The sequence below is a fragment of the Shimia aestuarii genome (genome assembly GCF_900114635.1).
Lineage (GTDB): Bacteria > Pseudomonadota > Alphaproteobacteria > Rhodobacterales > Rhodobacteraceae > Shimia > Shimia aestuarii.
This window is the reverse complement of the sequence record NZ_FOTQ01000008.1, coordinates 55,706-71,393: the sequence shown is the minus strand read 5'-3', so window position 1 is coordinate 71,393 and position 15,688 is coordinate 55,706. Positions and strand designations below refer to the sequence as shown.

At 61.4% G+C, this 15,688-nt stretch carries 17 protein-coding genes; 10 read left to right on the top strand and 7 right to left on the bottom strand.

Annotated features, from left to right (window positions below; all coding sequences use genetic code 11):
* Position 1: 1 nt before the first annotated feature.
* The 4 genes from BMZ35_RS16750 to BMZ35_RS16735 all read right to left on the bottom strand — a co-directional run bounded on the left by BMZ35_RS16750 (position 2) and on the right by BMZ35_RS16735 (position 3,873).
* Entirely contained in the window at positions 2-1,033 is a 1,032-nt protein-coding gene (locus tag BMZ35_RS16750; RefSeq protein WP_093095321.1) for a type I glyceraldehyde-3-phosphate dehydrogenase, read from the bottom strand.
* Positions 1,034-1,223: 190 nt separating this feature from the next.
* The gene (locus BMZ35_RS16745) at positions 1,224-1,898 is read right to left on the bottom strand and encodes an SOS response-associated peptidase (RefSeq protein ID WP_093095319.1); all 675 of its coding nucleotides are present in this window, start codon (positions 1,896-1,898) and stop codon (positions 1,224-1,226) included.
* 44 nt (positions 1,899-1,942) lie between these two features.
* Positions 1,943-2,248: a DnaJ family domain-containing protein gene (locus BMZ35_RS16740; RefSeq protein WP_093095317.1), complete on the bottom strand. Its 306-nt coding sequence runs from the start codon at positions 2,246-2,248 to the stop codon at positions 1,943-1,945.
* Between the two features lie 65 nt (positions 2,249-2,313).
* Positions 2,314-3,873 (bottom strand): bifunctional metallophosphatase/5'-nucleotidase, encoded by a 1,560-nt coding sequence (locus BMZ35_RS16735; protein WP_093095315.1) that lies wholly within the window; start codon positions 3,871-3,873, stop codon positions 2,314-2,316.
* A gap of 112 nt (positions 3,874-3,985) precedes the next feature.
* Between BMZ35_RS16735 and BMZ35_RS16730 the strand changes: the two genes are divergently transcribed.
* From BMZ35_RS16730 to arsC, 3 genes are read left to right on the top strand one after another with little or no spacing between them, the layout of a single operon-like run.
* Positions 3,986-4,327: a DUF952 domain-containing protein gene (locus BMZ35_RS16730; protein ID WP_093095567.1), complete on the top strand. Its 342-nt coding sequence runs from the start codon at positions 3,986-3,988 to the stop codon at positions 4,325-4,327.
* Positions 4,324-5,382, top strand: a complete 1,059-nt coding sequence (locus tag BMZ35_RS16725; protein ID WP_093095313.1) for a quinone-dependent dihydroorotate dehydrogenase — start codon at positions 4,324-4,326, stop codon at positions 5,380-5,382. The genes BMZ35_RS16730 and BMZ35_RS16725 overlap by 4 nt, the downstream gene beginning before the upstream one ends.
* Positions 5,379-5,717: an arsenate reductase (glutaredoxin) gene (gene arsC / locus BMZ35_RS16720; protein WP_093095311.1), complete on the top strand. Its 339-nt coding sequence runs from the start codon at positions 5,379-5,381 to the stop codon at positions 5,715-5,717. The genes BMZ35_RS16725 and arsC overlap by 4 nt, the downstream gene beginning before the upstream one ends.
* 70 nt (positions 5,718-5,787) lie before the next feature.
* Here the strand turns inward: arsC and BMZ35_RS16715 are convergent, their stop codons facing one another.
* From BMZ35_RS16715 to BMZ35_RS16705, 3 genes are read right to left on the bottom strand one after another with little or no spacing between them, the layout of a single operon-like run.
* On the bottom strand, positions 5,788-7,128 hold the full coding sequence (locus tag BMZ35_RS16715; protein WP_093095309.1) for an MATE family efflux transporter: 1,341 nt from the start codon (positions 7,126-7,128) through the stop codon (positions 5,788-5,790).
* Entirely contained in the window at positions 7,121-7,642 is a 522-nt protein-coding gene (locus BMZ35_RS16710) for a PaaI family thioesterase (protein ID WP_093095565.1), read from the bottom strand. The genes BMZ35_RS16715 and BMZ35_RS16710 overlap by 8 nt, the downstream gene beginning before the upstream one ends.
* A complete protein-coding gene (locus tag BMZ35_RS16705; RefSeq protein ID WP_093095307.1) occupies positions 7,642-8,067 on the bottom strand; it encodes a PaaI family thioesterase in 426 nt (141 codons plus the stop codon). The genes BMZ35_RS16710 and BMZ35_RS16705 overlap by 1 nt, the downstream gene beginning before the upstream one ends.
* A gap of 117 nt (positions 8,068-8,184) precedes the next feature.
* Between BMZ35_RS16705 and BMZ35_RS16700 the strand changes: the two genes are divergently transcribed.
* The 7 genes from BMZ35_RS16700 (at position 8,185) to BMZ35_RS16670 (ending at position 15,663) form a co-directional block, all read left to right on the top strand.
* Complete coding sequence (locus tag BMZ35_RS16700; protein WP_093095304.1) at positions 8,185-8,562, top strand: MerR family transcriptional regulator; 378 nt, start codon at positions 8,185-8,187, stop codon at positions 8,560-8,562.
* Positions 8,563-8,829: 267 nt separating this feature from the next.
* A complete protein-coding gene (locus BMZ35_RS16695; protein ID WP_093095302.1) occupies positions 8,830-9,231 on the top strand; it encodes a MerR family transcriptional regulator in 402 nt (133 codons plus the stop codon).
* Positions 9,232-9,258: 27 nt separating this feature from the next.
* Positions 9,259-11,034, top strand: coding sequence for an acyl-CoA dehydrogenase C-terminal domain-containing protein (locus BMZ35_RS16690; RefSeq protein ID WP_093095301.1), 1,776 nt, complete (start codon positions 9,259-9,261; stop codon positions 11,032-11,034).
* A gap of 40 nt (positions 11,035-11,074) precedes the next feature.
* Positions 11,075-11,287 carry a hypothetical protein gene (locus tag BMZ35_RS16685; protein WP_093095300.1) on the top strand — a complete coding sequence of 71 codons (213 nt, stop codon included), beginning with the start codon at positions 11,075-11,077 and terminating at the stop codon, positions 11,285-11,287.
* A gap of 303 nt (positions 11,288-11,590) precedes the next feature.
* Positions 11,591-12,229: a glutathione S-transferase family protein gene (locus BMZ35_RS16680; protein WP_093095298.1), complete on the top strand. Its 639-nt coding sequence runs from the start codon at positions 11,591-11,593 to the stop codon at positions 12,227-12,229.
* Positions 12,230-12,243: 14 nt separating this feature from the next.
* The gene (locus tag BMZ35_RS16675) at positions 12,244-13,455 is read left to right on the top strand and encodes an acetyl-CoA C-acetyltransferase (protein ID WP_093095294.1); all 1,212 of its coding nucleotides are present in this window, start codon (positions 12,244-12,246) and stop codon (positions 13,453-13,455) included.
* 12 nt (positions 13,456-13,467) lie between these two features.
* Positions 13,468-15,663: a 3-hydroxyacyl-CoA dehydrogenase NAD-binding domain-containing protein gene (locus tag BMZ35_RS16670; protein WP_093095293.1), complete on the top strand. Its 2,196-nt coding sequence runs from the start codon at positions 13,468-13,470 to the stop codon at positions 15,661-15,663.
* The last annotated feature ends 25 nt before the right edge of the window (positions 15,664-15,688 follow it).

Genomic DNA, 15,688 nt, shown 5'->3' with positions numbered 1-15,688 from the left:
GTCATGTCTTACTCCCGGTTTCCCCTCGCACGGCGCCACGCCGCCCCATCAATCTTGCCATACCCAACATACGGTTGGAAAATCCCCACTCATTATCGTACCAGCCAAACACTCGCAACAGGCCACCCACCGAAACCGACGTCTCGCGCCCGCTCAGGATCAGCGACTCCGGACGCGCCCGAAGGTCGGTCGAAACCAGCGGTTTCGTGGTCCAGCCGATCAGCCCGTCGCGCGCCGCTTCCGCCTTCAAAAGCGCGTTCACATCGGTGGCGTTTGTTGGCTTATCCGTTTGTATTGTCAGGTCTATTGCCGACACGCTTGCCGTCGGCACCCGGATCGCGCGCGCCTCGACCCGTCCTTTCAGATGCGGCAGCACCTTGTCGATCAGACGCTGCGCCGACGTCGTCGTGGGAACCATCGACAGCGCCGCCGCCCGGCTGCGCGCCAAATCGCCGCGCGGCTTGTCCACGGTCGGCTGGCTGCCGGTATAACAATGCACGGTGGTCATGTGGCCGCTGATCAACCCGTAGGCGCCATCCAGCACCTTGAGCAACGGCGCCAGCGCGTTGGTGGTGCAGGACGCGTTCGAAATGATCCGATGATCGCCCATCAGCGCTTCATTGGCCCCCATCACCACCGTCATGTCCGCCTCGTCCGACGGCCCCGAGATGAGCACCGATCCGGCCCCCGCCTGCAACCCGCGTTCCGCCACGGCCCGAGCCCCGGCCATGCCGGTACATTCCAGCACGACATCCACCCCCCTAAGGTCAAGCGCGGTCAGGTCGCGTTCGCCGTGAAACGGGATGGTATGACCGTCGATGATCAGGCCCTTGTCGTCATGCGAAACAGATCCGGTGTAGGCACCAAAAACACTGTCATATTCAAAAAGATAGGCGCAGGTTTCCAACGGTTCGATATCGTTGATCCCGACAATCTCCACATCCGGAAAATCGCCGCGCGCCCAAATCCGCAAAAGGGTCCGGCCAATGCGCCCGAACCCGTTGATGAAAATCCGAACCTGGTCTTGCGCCATGTCATGGCTCCCACAGTCATCCTGACGCCTATTGAACGGTTTTGCACCCGAAAGGCCACCCCGAAAAACAGTCCGGATTCGTGAATCAGTTTCCGCGAAAACGCCACCGCCGCTCTTTCTTTTTCCGGAAATACCCCGGGGGTGAAGTTTGAAAATGTCGACATTTTCAAACGAGGGGGCTGGCCCCCTCTTACCGCGGCCCGTCCCGCGTGACCGGCTCGATCAACTGCGCGCCCTCGGCCCGGCTCGAATTCACCGCCCGGTCCACTGCATGAAAAGTCAAAAGATCCTCGTCCGGCGCCCGCATCAACCGCGCCGCGCCATGCCCCTCTTCGCCCAGCCACAGCCCCCAGTCTTTTTGCGCGATGACGACGGGCATCCGGTGGTGAATCCGCGACATCGCCGCGTTGGCCCCGGTCGTGACGATCGCGCAGGTCTCCAGCGGCGTGTCCCCCTTGTCCCAACGCTGCCACACCCCGGCCAGCGCCAGGGTCTGCTTCCCATGGATGTACCAGGGCCAGCGCACCCCGTCGCCGTCCTTGGTCCATTCATAGAACCCGCTGACAGGGATCAGGCATCGCCTTTCGCGACACGCGGCGCGAAAGGCCGGTTTCTCGGCAATTGTTTCGGCCCGCGCATTGATCAGCAGCGGCCCGTCAGAGGGCCCCATGTACCAATGCGGCAGAAACCCCCAGCGCATCGCCACCAACCGCCGCTGCGCCCCCGCCCCCCCAACAACGCTGTGCACCTGGTTTGTCGGGCAAACATTGTAGTTGGGCACAGTGGGCAGGTCATTCGCCGGAGCTGCCGCAAACAGTTGCGCCATCGCGTCCGTGGGCAAGGTGATCGCAAATCGTCCGCACATCGTCCGTCACATGCTCCGTCATCCCTCCGCCACAGGGGCGGCTCCTAGCGATGGGCCTTGCGGGCCAGCTCAATGCGCGCTTCCATCATCGACATCTCTTTCATGATGTCCCGCCGCCGCGTCCGGTCGCCCGTTTCGCGCAGCTCTTCACGCAGTGTCGCCAGTTCCCGCGACAGCGACACGAATTCCGGCACCGCGCCGTTTTCCCTGATCAGCCGGTTGATGAGAGCGTTCTCCGGGTCTTCCATGTTGGGCAACGGTTTTCCCGCGCCTTCGAGATTGTCGAACGCGCCCGCTTCCTCCGCCTCGCGGATTCTCTGGTTGATCAGGTCGATCAGAGGATGGTCCATGCGCACCCCAAAACAAAAGCCCCCGCCAGTCTCCCGGCGGGGGCTGCAAAGGTCAAGCACAGGCTTTATTTCGCCACGATCCGTCCATCCAGATACGGTTTGAACGGCCCCTGCGCAGCGAGATACTCGGCCGTGACATCAGCCAGATCGGGGCCGAAATCATAGGCATTCATCGCGCCGCGGAACATCTTGTAACCGTCCCCACCGTTGCGGACATAGTTGTTCGAGACCACGCCATAGACCTTGTCCATCTCGATCGGCTTGCCGCCCACCATGACGTCGCTGATCCGGCTGCCTGCCGGCTGACTGACGTCAAACGCATAGGTCATCCCGGCGACCTGCGCGAACCGCCCGGCACCTTCCTCATGCTGGCTGACCCCGTTTTCGAGCGCGGCCACGATGGTGGCGCCCGTCACCTGAAACGTGCTCAGCGTGTTCTGGAACGGCAGCACGGTCAGCACCTCGCCCATCGTCACTTCGCCCGCATCAATCGACGCCCGGATGCCGCCGCCGTTCTGAATGGCAATCTCGACACCCTGATCCTTGACCCGGTCCAGCATGGCATCCGCGATAAGGTTGCCCATGGAGCATTCCTGCGACCGGCATGACCCGCGTTCGCCGTCGATGGCCTCGGCCGTTTCGGCCACAACACGGCTGCGGATTTCCTCAAGCGGTGCAGCCGCCTTGGCAATGCGCGCCTTGGTGTCCACGTCCTCGGCCACCGCCGCGTCCATGATGATCGGCTCACCCGTCGCTTCAACGACCTCGCCCGCATCATTGAACGTGACGTTCAACTCTCCCAGGAACTTGCCATAGGCATAAGCCGACACGATCGCGGTGGTTCCGACCATGGTCGGGTACGGCCCCTCGGCCCTGTCCGACGTGTTCGAGAGATAGGTATTGGAATGCCCCCCTACGATCACGTCGACGCCGGTGGTTTCCGCCGCCACGCGCTGATCCACGCCGTAACCGGAATGGCTTAGCACGATGATCTTGTTGACCCCCATCTCGGTCAGCTTGTCCACCTCTCCCTGCACCGCATCCACCGGATCGGTGAAGATCACGTTCGGCCCCGGGCTGGCCAACTCATCCGTATCCTGTGGCGTCAGGCCGATCAGGCCGATCATCTCGCCGTCCTTCTGGATCACCGTCGATTTGCGCAGCGCATCCTTGAGCAGCTCCTCGCCGCTGACATCCGCATTCGACATCAGCACCGGGAAAGTCACCGCATCCATGAAGCCGCGCAACACCTCAGGCCCATCGTCGAATTCGTGGTTGCCCACGGTCATCGCGTCATAGCCCATCTTGTTCATCATTTCGGCGGCCAACTTGCCCTTGTAATAGGTGTAGAACAGCGTGCCCTGGAACTGGTCCCCGCCGTCGACGAGGATCGAATTGTCCGACCGCGCCCGCGCCGCTTCAAGCGCCGTAACAAGCCGCGCCGAACCGCCAAAGCACTTGCCCTCGGCATTGCTTTCTTCTGAACACCCCGAGTCATATTTCGAGATCGGCTCGAACCGGGCATGGAAATCATTTGTGTGCAAAATCGTCAGCGAGTAGTCGGCCGTCGCCATACCCGCCGTTACGGCCAGGGCCGCTGCACCCGTCATCAAACGAGCTTTCATGAGAATCCCCTCTCTGTTGTCTTGTTATGTGGAAATGTTGCCCTTTGCGCCCTCCCCCTGTCAAAGCCTTAGAGCGCTTGACCTTGCTGCCCGCGCGATGCATGTGAACGCCATGCTGATCTTCAAGATATTCCGGGCCGAGGAATGGGCGGCCCTGCGCAGCGCCGGCCACACCGCGGGCGCCCCCGTCGATATTGCCGATGGCTTCGTGCATTTTTCGACCGCCGAACAGGTCGGTGAAACCGCGGCCAAGCATTTTGCAGGTGAAGACAACCTCTTCCTTTTGGGGCTCGAGACTGACACGCTGGGCAACGCGCTCAAGTGGGAACCGTCCCGGGGCGGGGCGCTCTTTCCCCATCTCTACCGCGACCTGCAACTGTCCGATGTTGTCTGGGCGCAACCGCTGCCACTTGTCGACGGCACGCATCAGTTTCCCGCAGGAGTAAGCATATGAAAGCGCTTGAATCCCTTGGCATGAAGGCCCTGCGCGGCATGGACCCCGAGGCCGCGCATGGCCTTGCCATCCGCGCCCTGCAGATGGGGCTGGCTCCGGCCCCCGGAAAAATCACGTCGCCGCGCCTCAAAACCACACTCGCGGGGATCGCCCTGACGAACCCGGTTGGCCTCGCCGCGGGTTTCGACAAGAACGCCACCGCGCTCAATGGCCTCGCCCGCGCCGGTTTCGGCTTTTTCGAGGTCGGCGCCGCCACCCCACGCGCCCAGCCCGGCAACCCCAAACCACGCCTCTTTCGCCTGACCGAAGACGCGGCGGCCATCAATCGTTTCGGCTTCAACAATGACGGTATGGACGCGATTGCCGAGAGGTTGGCGAACCGCCCGAAGGACGCCGTGATCGGCCTCAACCTTGGCGCCAACAAGGACAGCGACGATCGTGCCGCCGATTTCGCCCGCGTGCTCGAACGGTGCGGAATGCACCTCGATTTCGCCACGGTGAACGTCAGCTCGCCCAATACCGAGAAACTGCGCGACCTGCAGGGCAAATCCGCCCTCACTGCGCTGCTTTCGGGCGTGATCGACACCCGCAATGCCCTGACCCAACCGATCCCGGTCTTCCTCAAGATCGCGCCCGATCTCAACGACACGGAGCTCGCCGAAATCGCCGAGGTGGCGCAGGACACCGGCATTGACGGCATCATCACCACCAACACCACCCTGTCGCGCGACGGCCTGCAAAGCCGCCACCGCGACGAGACAGGCGGCCTTTCGGGCAAGCCACTGTTTGACAGGTCGACACGCGTTCTGGCGCGCATGAGCCAGCTCACTGACGGCCGGATCCCCCTGATCGGCGTGGGGGGCATCGCCTCAGCGAAAGACGCCTATGCCAAGATCTGCGCCGGCGCCACGGCGGTACAGCTTTATACGGCGCTGGTTTATGGCGGGCTCTCACTGGCGGAAGAGATCATCCGGGGGCTCGACGCTCTCCTGAAGGCCGACGGCTTTGCCAACGTGGCGGACGCGGTCGGAAGTAAACGAGAGGACTGGCTATGATCACCATCTGGCACAACCCGCGCTGCTCGAAATCGCGCCAAACCCTTGCGCTGATCGAAGAAAAGGCCGATGTCACCATCCGCCGCTATCTCGAAGATGCACCAAGCGCAGTGGAGATCACTGCCGTGCAGGCCCTGCTCGGCCTGCCGCTGATCGATATGATGCGCCCCAAGGAGGCCCGCTTCAAGGAACTGGGGCTGAGCAAAAGCGACGACGCGGCCACCCTGCTGGCTGCCATGGCGGACAACCCGGTTCTGATCGAACGTCCCATTGTGATCGCCAATGGCAAAGCCGCGATCGGCCGCCCGCCCGAGGCCGTGCTCGACATCCTCTGACCCGGCGCGCGCCCTCATCCACTTTCTTTTTCCAAAAATACCCCGGGGGAATGTTGGAAACCTTCGATTTTCAACGTGGGGGCAGCGCCCCCGCCCCTCTTTCCGCCAGCGCCTCCAGCCGCGGATAACGCACCCCCAACGTCACCCCGCGCGCCACGAAGCTGATCAACAGGGCAAGCCACAATCCGTGATTGCCCCAAAGCGGCACCAACGCCCAGACCGCCACCACATAAACGATCAGTGACAGCACCATCATGTTGCGCATGTCCCGGCTCTGTGTCGCGCCGATGAAGATCCCGTCCAGCATCCAGCTCGCCACACCAAGCAAGGGCGCGGCCACCATGTACGGCAGGTAGTCCCGCGCCGCCGCGCGCACATCCGGCGCCGTGGTCATCAGGTCGATGATCATGCCGCCCGCCAGCGCGAACGCCAGCGACAGCACGACCACGCAAAACAGCCCCCAGCCGCTCGACAACAACGCCGCGCGGCGCAATCCCGCCCGGTCGCGCGCCCCCAGCGCCTGCCCCACCAGCGCCTCGACCGCGAAGGCAAACCCATCGAGCGCATAGGCCGTGATGTGCAGGAACTGCAGCAGAACCTGATTGGCGGCAAGCGTGATGTCCCCGAAATCCGCCCCAAGGAACAGGAACGAGACAAAGATCGCCTGCAACATCAACGAGCGTAAAAGTATATCGCGATTGACTGCCGCCATCTCGATCAGGCGGGCGCGGTCAAACACCCGCGCCCAGTCCCGCCACGCGGGGCTTTGAAACGCATCCCGGCACAGCCAGAAGGCCAGCGCAAACCCGCTCCATTCCGCAAGGAAGGTGGCAAAGGCCACCCCCTCAACACCCCAGCCCAGACCCAGCACGAACCACAGGTCCAACAGGATATTGAGCCCGTTCATCCAGACCTGGATCACCAGAACTGCCCGCGCGCGCTCAAGCGCGATCAGCCATCCGGTCAACCCGTAAAGCCCGATCGCCGCAGGTGCGGACCACACCCGGATCGTGAGATACCCGCGCGCCAGTTCCTCGACCTCCGGACTGGCCGGTGACACGAAAAACGACGCGCGGAACAACAGCGTTTGGGTCAGGATCACCAACACACCACCGGCGATCCCGATCATCAGCGCGCGCACAAGCAGAGCCGCAACTTCGCCGCTCTTTCCAGCGCCGTGCGCCTGGCTGGTCAGCCCAGTAGTCCCCATGCGCAGGAAACCGAACACCCAGTAAAGGGCCGACAGGATGATGGCCCCGATCCCGACCGCGCCAATCGGCGCCGCCTCGCCCAGCTGCCCCACCACGCCTGTATCCACCGCCCCCAGAATGGGCACGGTGGCATTGGCCAGAACGATGGGCAGGGCATTGCGCAGAATGCGGCGATGCGTGACGGGGCCGAGGTCAGCCATCCCTGTCGGCATCGCGCGGGGGCATCAGGAAATGCCCCGTCGCCTGTGCAAAAAGCACCGCCCGCTGATCCTGCCAGGCTTCGACATGCACCGACGCATAGCGGCGGCCCGACCGGTTCACACGTGCCCGCGCATAGGCATCGCGCGGCAGACCCGAGCGCAGGTAATCGACGGTGAAATCAATTGTCTTGGGCAGGCGCGGCATGTGACCCAGCGACAGCTCCTCAACATCGATCCGCCCTGTCTCGATGTCATCCCACATCACCGACCACGCCAGCCCGATCACTGCGGTAGTCTCAAGGAATCCAGCCGTCACACCACCATGAATCGCGGGCAGGATCGGGTTGCCGATCAACTTCTCATCAAAGGGCAGGATCGCCGTAAGCTCATCGCCGCGCCGCTCGAACTCGATGCCGAGAAACTGGATGTAAGGCACCCCATGCACAAGCGCGCTCAGCGCCGCATCGCGCCGCTGTTTGACAACCTGAACCGGTTCGGGACGTTTGCGTGCCATCATTTGATCCCCTCGACCGTAAAGGCGCCCGTCGCGGTCGCGACCGGGTTCTCTGCATCATCATCCACCGCCGTGGCCCGAACGAAAGCCACGCTGCGGGTGATCCGGTAACACTCGGCGCGGGTATGAATGGTCTGTCCGGGCGTCGCCGCCCGCATGTAATCGATTCTCAGGTCAATGGTTGCCGTGCCTGACGGAGACGCCGGGTGGCTCATCGCCGCCGCCCCGCAACAAGTATCCATCAATGCCGACACCGCGCCGCCATGTATGACACCGGTTTCGGGATCCCCCACGATCCGAAGATCATAGGGCAACATCATTTCCGCAACGCCCGCCCCGATATTGGTCAGTTTCATGTTGAGCGATTTGCAATGCGGGATCGCATTGATGAACTGCTCTGCAATCTTGGATTTGTCCGGGGTCATTCGCTGCTCCGCGTTTCGTTTGCATATTTATGAGCGCCATTTTCCGGAATGGGCAAGGGGGCGGTTGCTCTTGCTGCAGTTGCGAACTAAGTTTTACCGACAAGGGAGAATTGCCAGATGTCCGAAACTCGCCTGTCTTTCAAGGAAATGTGCGCACGATTCGACGTCACGCCGAGAACGTTACGTTACTATGAGTATATCGAGCTGTTGCGACCCGATCGCGAGGGCAGATCGCGTTACTTCGGTCCCCGTGAAGTAGCGCGCATGACGTTGATCATGCGCGGACGCAAGTTTGGGATCAAACTCGAAGACATCCGCCAGTGGTTGCTGATCTACGAAAACGAGGGCACCGAGGCGCAGATGCGCGCGTTTATCGACATGGCAGATCGTCAATATGCCGAGTTGCTCGACCAGCGTTCACAGCTGGACGACGCCATGAACGAGCTGAAATCCCTGCGTGACGAGACCGCCGGCTTCCTCGAAAAATCTGGCTGACCGCGCAAAACGGCTGCCAAACGCAACGTCACAAAATCGCGACTTCCCTTCTCTGCCCGCACGTCCACAGCCAAGACGTGCGGTTTTTTATATTTATTTTCAACAACTAAACACAGCCGACATCGGCGATACATGCTCATCTCAGATGGACAGTTGCGTCATCTCCAAAGTGACGCAACGTCTTACTTACGTCAACGTAAACCTCTATTGTAACCAACGGGGCATATCCCATTTTGTCTGATGAGAGACGAAGCCGAGGACGATACGATGAGTGAAAATCTGCTGACCATCCGCGAGATGTGCGACACCTACGACGTGACCCCGCGCACCTTGCGTTTTTATGAAGCCAAGGAACTTCTGTTCCCGATCCGCGAAGGCCAGAAACGGCTCTTCACCAAGCGGGACCGCGCCCGGCTCAAGCTGATCCTGCGCGGCAAGCGGTTTGGGTTCTCACTCGAGGAAATCCGTCAGCTTCTTGATCTTTACGACATGGGAGACCAGCAGGCGACCCAGTTGCAGCGCACCTACGAAGTGGCCCAGCAGCGCCTGCAGGACATGGAAGAACAGCGCGACGAGCTGAACGAGGCGATCGACGATCTCCGCGAGCAGCTCAAGTGGGGCGAAAAAATCCTCGCCTCCTTCGCTGAAGAAAAAAAAGCCGCTGAGTAAGTCAGAGCAATTCAAGGGAAGAGATTCATGCCCACCTATACCGCCCCCGTCAAAGACATGCAGTTCGTACTGCACGACGTCCTGAACATCTCGCAGTCGGACATCCCCGGCTATGATGAGCTTGAGGCCGAGTTCACCAACGCTGTCCTCGAAGAGGCCGGCAAGCTGACCGGTGAAGTGCTTGCCCCGCTGAACGTCGTGGGCGACCACGAAGGCTGCCGCCTCGAGAATGGCGTTGTCTACACCCCGACCGGCTTCAAGGACGCGTTTGAACAGGTCAAAGAAGGCGGCTGGACCGGGCTCGACATGCCCGAGGAATACGGCGGCCAGAACATGCCCTACGTGCTGGGCACCGCCGTGGGCGAAATGTTCTCGGGCTCAAACCAGGCGTTTACCATGTACCAGGGTCTGACCCACGGCGCGGCCTCGGCGATTCTGGCACACGGCACCGAAGAGCAGAAGAACAAGTGGCTGCCCAAGATGGTGTCCTGCGAATGGACCGGCACCATGAACCTGACCGAGCCGCATTGCGGCACCGATCTGGGCCTGATGCGCACCAAGGCAGAGCCGCAAGGCGACGGCACCTACAAGATTTCGGGCCAGAAGATCTTCATCTCGGCAGGCGACCACGACATGGCCGACAATATCGTGCACCTCGTGCTGGCCAAGATTCCCGGCGGCCCCGAAGGCATCAAGGGCGTGTCGCTCTTCATCGTGCCCAAGTTCAAGGTTGATGACGCCGGCAACATCGGCGCGCGCAACGGCGTGTCGGTCGGCAACATCGAGAAAAAGATGGGCATCCACGGCAACTCGACCTGTGTGCTGAACTACGATGAGGCCGAAGGCTATCTGCTGGGTGAAGAACACAAAGGCATGCGTGCGATGTTCACCATGATGAACGAAGCGCGTCTCGGCGTGGGCATGCAGGGCCTCAGCCAGGCCGAAGCCGCTTACCAGAACGCGGTGGCTTATGCCAAGGACCGCCTGCAGGGCCGCGATGTGACCGGCGTCAAGAACCCCGACGGTCCGGCCGACCCGCTGATCGTGCACCCGGATATCCGTCGCTCGTTGATGGACCAGAAAAGCTTTGTCGAAGGTGCGCGCGCCTTTATCCTCTGGGGCGCGACAATGATCGACGCCGCCCATCGCAAGGGTGACAAGGATGCCGACGGGCTGGTCAGCCTGCTGACCCCGGTCATCAAAGGCTTCCTGACCGACGAAGGTTACGACATGACCGTGCAGGCCCAGCAGATCTATGGCGGACATGGCTATATCGAAGAACACGGCATGAGCCAGTTCACCCGTGACGCACGGATCGCGATGATCTACGAAGGCGCCAACGGCGTTCAGGCCCTCGACCTCGTCGGCCGCAAACTGGCGCAGGACGGCGGCAAGCACGTCATGGCCTTCTTCGAACTGGTCAAGAATTTCTGCAAGGACAACAGCGACGACGAAGCCTTGAAGGATTTCATCGAACCCCTGAAGGCGGCGTCCAAGGATCTTCAGGCCGCAGGCATGTATTTCATGCAGAACGGTATGAAGAACCCCAACAACGCATTGTCGGGATCTTACGACTTCATGCACATGTTCGGCCACGTCTGCCTCGGCCTGATGTGGGCGCAGATGGCCAAGGCCGCGACGTCACAACTGGCCGCGGGCACCTCTGACGCCGCGTTTTACGAGACCAAGCTGACCACCGGGCGCTACTATATGGCGCGTCGCCTGCCCGCGACCGCAATGCACCTTACCCGTATCCAGTCGGGTGCGGACACGGTCATGGCGCTGGACGCAGAAGCGTTCTGATACACGGTGCGTGACATCACGCACCCTACGGAGGAGAGACATGCCAAAACGCTTTCGCCTGACCCGCCGCTTCCCGGTCGCCATGACCGAGGATGGCTATCGCAAGCTCAGAAGCTTCGCGGCAGAGGCCGGGTTGGACGAAGGTGAGGCACTGTCTTTCCTGTTCGAAAATTTCGACAGCGTGACCGACGGAGAGATGCTGGCGATGCGACTGCGCATGTTCAATTCGGAACTGGAGGCGCGAAAACGGTGACTCGGCAGGTGCTTCCTTTTTGGCACCTGAGACAGTCGCCTTAAGTGAAATTGAGTATTTTTGGCAAAATGAAGAAGCAAGTCCACTCCACCACCCGACCCGACCGCCAGGCGGAACGCAGGCGGGGTGGCAGAGCTTCACCTTGCACGGCCATCGGCTCTCCAGCCTGTACCGTAAAAGGCAGAGAACAGCATTAACCTTGATGAATGGTGAAACCGCGCCCCCTTCATTTTGCCGGAAATACTCCACGGGGGTGCGGGGGTGTGAAACCCCCGCTGCGACATCGGAAACTGGGAGGGTCCTATGACAATCAAACTTTATTGCTTTGGAGAAAGCGGCAACGCCTACAAGGCGGCGCTCGCGCTTGAGCTTTCCGGCCTCGACTGGGAACCGGTCAAGGTCGATTTCTTCGCTGGCGAAACCCGCACGCCGGAATATCGCAGCACTGTCAATGAAATGGGCGAAGCCCCGGTGCTGGTCGACGGAGATTTCCGCACCAGCCAATCGGGCGCAATACAGGCTTACGTGACCGAAAAATCCGGCAAGTTCGGCGGCAAGGACCGCGACGAGAACTACGAGATCTTCCGCTGGGTGCTCTGGGACAACCACAAACTGTCCTCGCAGGCAGGCATGACCCGGTTCCTGATGAACTTCCTGCCGGAACAGCATCGCAACGCCGACGTGATCGCCTTCAATCAGGGCCGTCTCAAAGCCGCCTATGACGTGCTCAACACCCATCTTGAGGGGCGCGACTGGATTGTCGGGGATGGCATGACCAATGCCGATCTCTCCTGCTGCGGCTATCTCTTTTACCCCGAACCTTTCGGGTTCGATCGCGCCGACTGGCCCAATATCGACCGTTGGCTGACCAACATCCAAGAAACACCGGGGTGGAAACACCCTTATGACCTGATGCCCGGTTCCCCCGCGGACCGCGCCTGATCAAGGAGATTCAAATGACCGAAGCCTATATCTATGACGCCGTGCGTACCCCGCGCGGCAAGGGCCGCAAGGACGGCGCCCTGCACGAGGTGACGTCTGTCCGCCTCTCGGCCAACGTTCTGAACGCGTTGAAAGAGCGTAACAATCTCGACGGCCACGCGGTCGAGGATGTGATCTGGGGCAACGTCACCCAGGTCAAGGAACAGGGCGGCTGCCTCGCGCGGACCGCTGTCATGGCCTCTGACCTGGATGAATCGATCCCCGGCCTTGCCATCAACCGCTTTTGTGCCTCGGGCATGGAAGCCGTGAACCTCGCTGCCAACCAGGTCAAAGGTGGTGCAGGTGACGCCTATATCGCCGGTGGCGTTGAAATGATGGGCCGCGTGCCGATGGGCTCGGATGGCGCCGCCGTTGCCGTCGATCCTTCCGTCGCCATGGAAGAGTACTTCGTGCCGCAGGGCATCTCGGCCGACATCATCGCGACCGAATACGGGTTCACCCGCGATCAGGCCGACGCGCTGGCCGTGGAATCCCAGCGCCGCGCCAAGGCCGCGTGGGACGACAACCGCTTTGCCAAGTCGATCATCACCGTGCGCGACGTGAACGGCCTGCCGATCCTGGATCATGACGAATACATGCGCCCCGGCACCGACATGCAGTCGCTCGGCAGCCTCAAGGCCTCGTTCGAAGAAATGGGCAAGGTCATGCCCGGCTTCGACAAGATCGCCCTGATGAAATACCCCCATCTTGAAGCGATCAACCACATCCACCACGCCGGCAACTCGTCGGGCATCGTGGATGGGTCTGCCGGCGTTCTGATCGGCAACGAGGAGTTCGGCAAGAAGTTCGGTCTCAAGCCGCGCGCCCGCATCCGCCAGACCTGCAAGATCGGTACCGATCCGACGATCATGCTGACCGGGCCTGTGCCTGCGACGCAAAAAATCCTCGCAGATAGCGGCATGAATATCGGCGACATCGACCTCTTCGAGGTCAACGAAGCCTTTGCCTCGGTCGTGCTGCGTTTCCAGCAGGCCTTCGACGTCGATCCCGAGCTGGTCAACGTCAACGGCGGGTCCATCGCCATGGGCCACCCGCTGGGCGCCACCGGCGCCATCATCATCGGCACCCTGCTGGACGAGCTGGAACGCTCGGACAAGGAAGTGGGTCTTGCCACCCTCTGCATCGCATCCGGCATGGGTGCGGCCACCATCATCGAGCGCGTGTGAGGAACAAGAACAATGACTGATTTCACAATGAACGTGGGCGACGACGGCGTCGCCATCATCACCTGGGACGTGGTCGGCAAGAGCATGAACGTCCTCAGCGTCGACGCTTTCCCGGTGCTGGAAGGCTTTATCGACGAAGTCCTGTCCAACGACGCCATCAAGGGCGCCGTGATCACCTCGGGCAAAGACACCTTTGCCGGCGGTATGGACCTCAACGTGCTGGGGTCGATCCGCGCCAACGCGGGCGACGAACCGGCCCAGGCGCTGTTCGACTTTACGATGAACGGCCACAATTTCCTGCGCAAAATCGAACGCGCAGGCATGGACCCCAAGACCAACAAGGGCGGCAAGCCGATTGCAGCCGCCCTGCCCGGCACCGCGCTTGGCATCGGTCTGGAACTGCCGCTGGCCACGCATCGCATTTTCTGCGCCGACAACCCCAAGGCCAAGATCGGCCTGCCGGAAATCATGGTCGGCATCTTCCCCGGCATGGGCGGCACCACCCGTTTCGTGCGCAAGATGGGCGCCATGGCCGCCTCGCCCTTCCTGCTGCAGGGCAAGATGGTTGACCCGAAGAAAGCCAAGGCCGCTGGCATCATCGACGAAGTGGTCGACGATCCGGTTGCCGCCGCACGCGAATGGGTGCTCAATGCCAAGGACGCGGACCTCGTGAAACCCTGGGATGCCAAGGGCTACAAGATGCCCGGCGGCGAACCCTATCACCCCGCGGGCTTCATGACCTTCGTCGGCGCATCGGCCATGGTCAACGGCAACACCTGGGGTGTTTACCCCGCCGCCAAGGCCTTGCTGAGCGCCGTCTATGAAGGCGCGATGGTGCCGTTTGACACCGCGCTCAAGATCGAGGCGCGCTGGTTCGTCAACGTGCTGATGAACCCCTCTTCCTCGGCCATGATCCAGTCCCTGTTCATCAACAAGGAAGCGCTGGAAAAAGGTGCCAACCGTCCCGACGTGCCGGACCAGACTGTCAAGAAAGTCGGCGTTCTGGGCGCAGGCATGATGGGTGCGGGCATCGCGCTGGTCTCGGCCAAGGCGGGCATGGATGTCGTTCTGATCGACACCTCGCAGGAAGCCGCTGACCGGGGCAAGGCCTACTCGGCCAACTTCATGGACAAGGGCATCAAGCGCAAGAAAGCCACCGAAGAGCAGAAAGAGGCGATGCTCGCCAAGATCAACGCCACCACCGATCTCAACGCGCTTTCGGACGTGGACCTGATCATTGAGGCCGTCTTCGAAGATCCCGGCGTTAAGGCCGAGATGACCAAGAAGGTCGAAGCGATCATCCCCGAGGATGCGATCTTTGCCTCCAACACCTCGACCCTGCCGATCACCGGCCTGGCCGAAGCCTCTGTCCGCAAGGATCAGTTCATCGGCATTCACTTCTTCTCGCCAGTCGAGAAAATGATGCTGGTCGAGATCATCAAGGGCAAGGAAACCGGCCCGCGCGCCGTGGCCAAGGCGCTGGATTACGTGCGCCAGATCCGGAAGACACCGATCGTCGTCAATGATGAGCGTTTCTTCTATGCCAACCGCTGCATCATCCCCTACATCAACGAAGGTGTGATGATGGCTGGCGAAGGCGTGGCGCGTCCGCTTCTGGACCACGCGGCGCAGCTGCTGGGCTTCCCGGTGGGACCGATCCAGCTGGTCGATGAAACCTCGCTTGATCTCGGCGCTAAGATCGCCAAGGCGACCATGGCCGCGATGGGCGACGCCTATCCGAAGTCGATCGCGGATGACGTGACCTTCTGGATGGTCGATGAAGGCCGCTTCGGGCGCAAATCCAAGGCCGGGTTCTTCGACTATGACGAAAACGGCAAGCGTCTGGGCTACTGGAAAGGCTTCAACGACAAGTTCCCGCTGCTCGAAGAGCAGCCCGAAGTCATCGAAGTCCAGCACCGCCTGATCTTTGCACAGGTTCTCGAAGCCGTGCGCGCGCTGGAAGCCGGTGTTCTGGAAGACATCCGCGAAGGCGACGTCGGTGCGATCCTTGGCTGGGGCTTCATGCCGTGGTCAGGTGGCCCCTTCTCGTGGCTCGACATCGTTGGCGCGCCTTGGGCCGCCGAACGTTGTGACGAACTGACCGCCAAGTTTGGCGACCGTTTCGCATGCCCGCCGCTCCTGCGTGAAATGGCCGACAAGGGCCAGACCTTCTATGGTCGGTTCGGCCCACAAGCCAAAGCCGCCTGATACGCTCGGATTTAGAAAAAGAAAA

Coding starts and splice junctions, on each gene's coding strand:
- BMZ35_RS16710 (WP_093095565.1), bottom strand. CDS start 7,642: ATGGCACGCAAACGTCCCGAACCGGTTCAGGTTGTCAAACAGCGGCGC.
- BMZ35_RS16740 (WP_093095317.1), bottom strand. CDS start 2,248: ATGGACCATCCTCTGATCGACCTGATCAACCAGAGAATCCGCGAGGCG.
- BMZ35_RS16700 (WP_093095304.1), top strand. CDS start 8,185: ATGTCCGAAACTCGCCTGTCTTTCAAGGAAATGTGCGCACGATTCGAC.
- BMZ35_RS16675 (WP_093095294.1), top strand. CDS start 12,244: ATGACCGAAGCCTATATCTATGACGCCGTGCGTACCCCGCGCGGCAAG.
- BMZ35_RS16750 (WP_093095321.1), bottom strand. CDS start 1,033: ATGGCGCAAGACCAGGTTCGGATTTTCATCAACGGGTTCGGGCGCATT.
- BMZ35_RS16670 (WP_093095293.1), top strand. CDS start 13,468: ATGACTGATTTCACAATGAACGTGGGCGACGACGGCGTCGCCATCATC.
- BMZ35_RS16690 (WP_093095301.1), top strand. CDS start 9,259: ATGCCCACCTATACCGCCCCCGTCAAAGACATGCAGTTCGTACTGCAC.
- BMZ35_RS16685 (WP_093095300.1), top strand. CDS start 11,075: ATGCCAAAACGCTTTCGCCTGACCCGCCGCTTCCCGGTCGCCATGACC.
- BMZ35_RS16735 (WP_093095315.1), bottom strand. CDS start 3,873: ATGAAAGCTCGTTTGATGACGGGTGCAGCGGCCCTGGCCGTAACGGCG.
- BMZ35_RS16715 (WP_093095309.1), bottom strand. CDS start 7,128: ATGGCTGACCTCGGCCCCGTCACGCATCGCCGCATTCTGCGCAATGCC.
- BMZ35_RS16725 (WP_093095313.1), top strand. CDS start 4,324: ATGAAAGCGCTTGAATCCCTTGGCATGAAGGCCCTGCGCGGCATGGAC.
- BMZ35_RS16730 (WP_093095567.1), top strand. CDS start 3,986: ATGCTGATCTTCAAGATATTCCGGGCCGAGGAATGGGCGGCCCTGCGC.
- BMZ35_RS16695 (WP_093095302.1), top strand. CDS start 8,830: ATGAGTGAAAATCTGCTGACCATCCGCGAGATGTGCGACACCTACGAC.
- BMZ35_RS16680 (WP_093095298.1), top strand. CDS start 11,591: ATGACAATCAAACTTTATTGCTTTGGAGAAAGCGGCAACGCCTACAAG.
- BMZ35_RS16705 (WP_093095307.1), bottom strand. CDS start 8,067: ATGACCCCGGACAAATCCAAGATTGCAGAGCAGTTCATCAATGCGATC.
- arsC (WP_093095311.1), top strand. CDS start 5,379: ATGATCACCATCTGGCACAACCCGCGCTGCTCGAAATCGCGCCAAACC.
- BMZ35_RS16745 (WP_093095319.1), bottom strand. CDS start 1,898: ATGTGCGGACGATTTGCGATCACCTTGCCCACGGACGCGATGGCGCAA.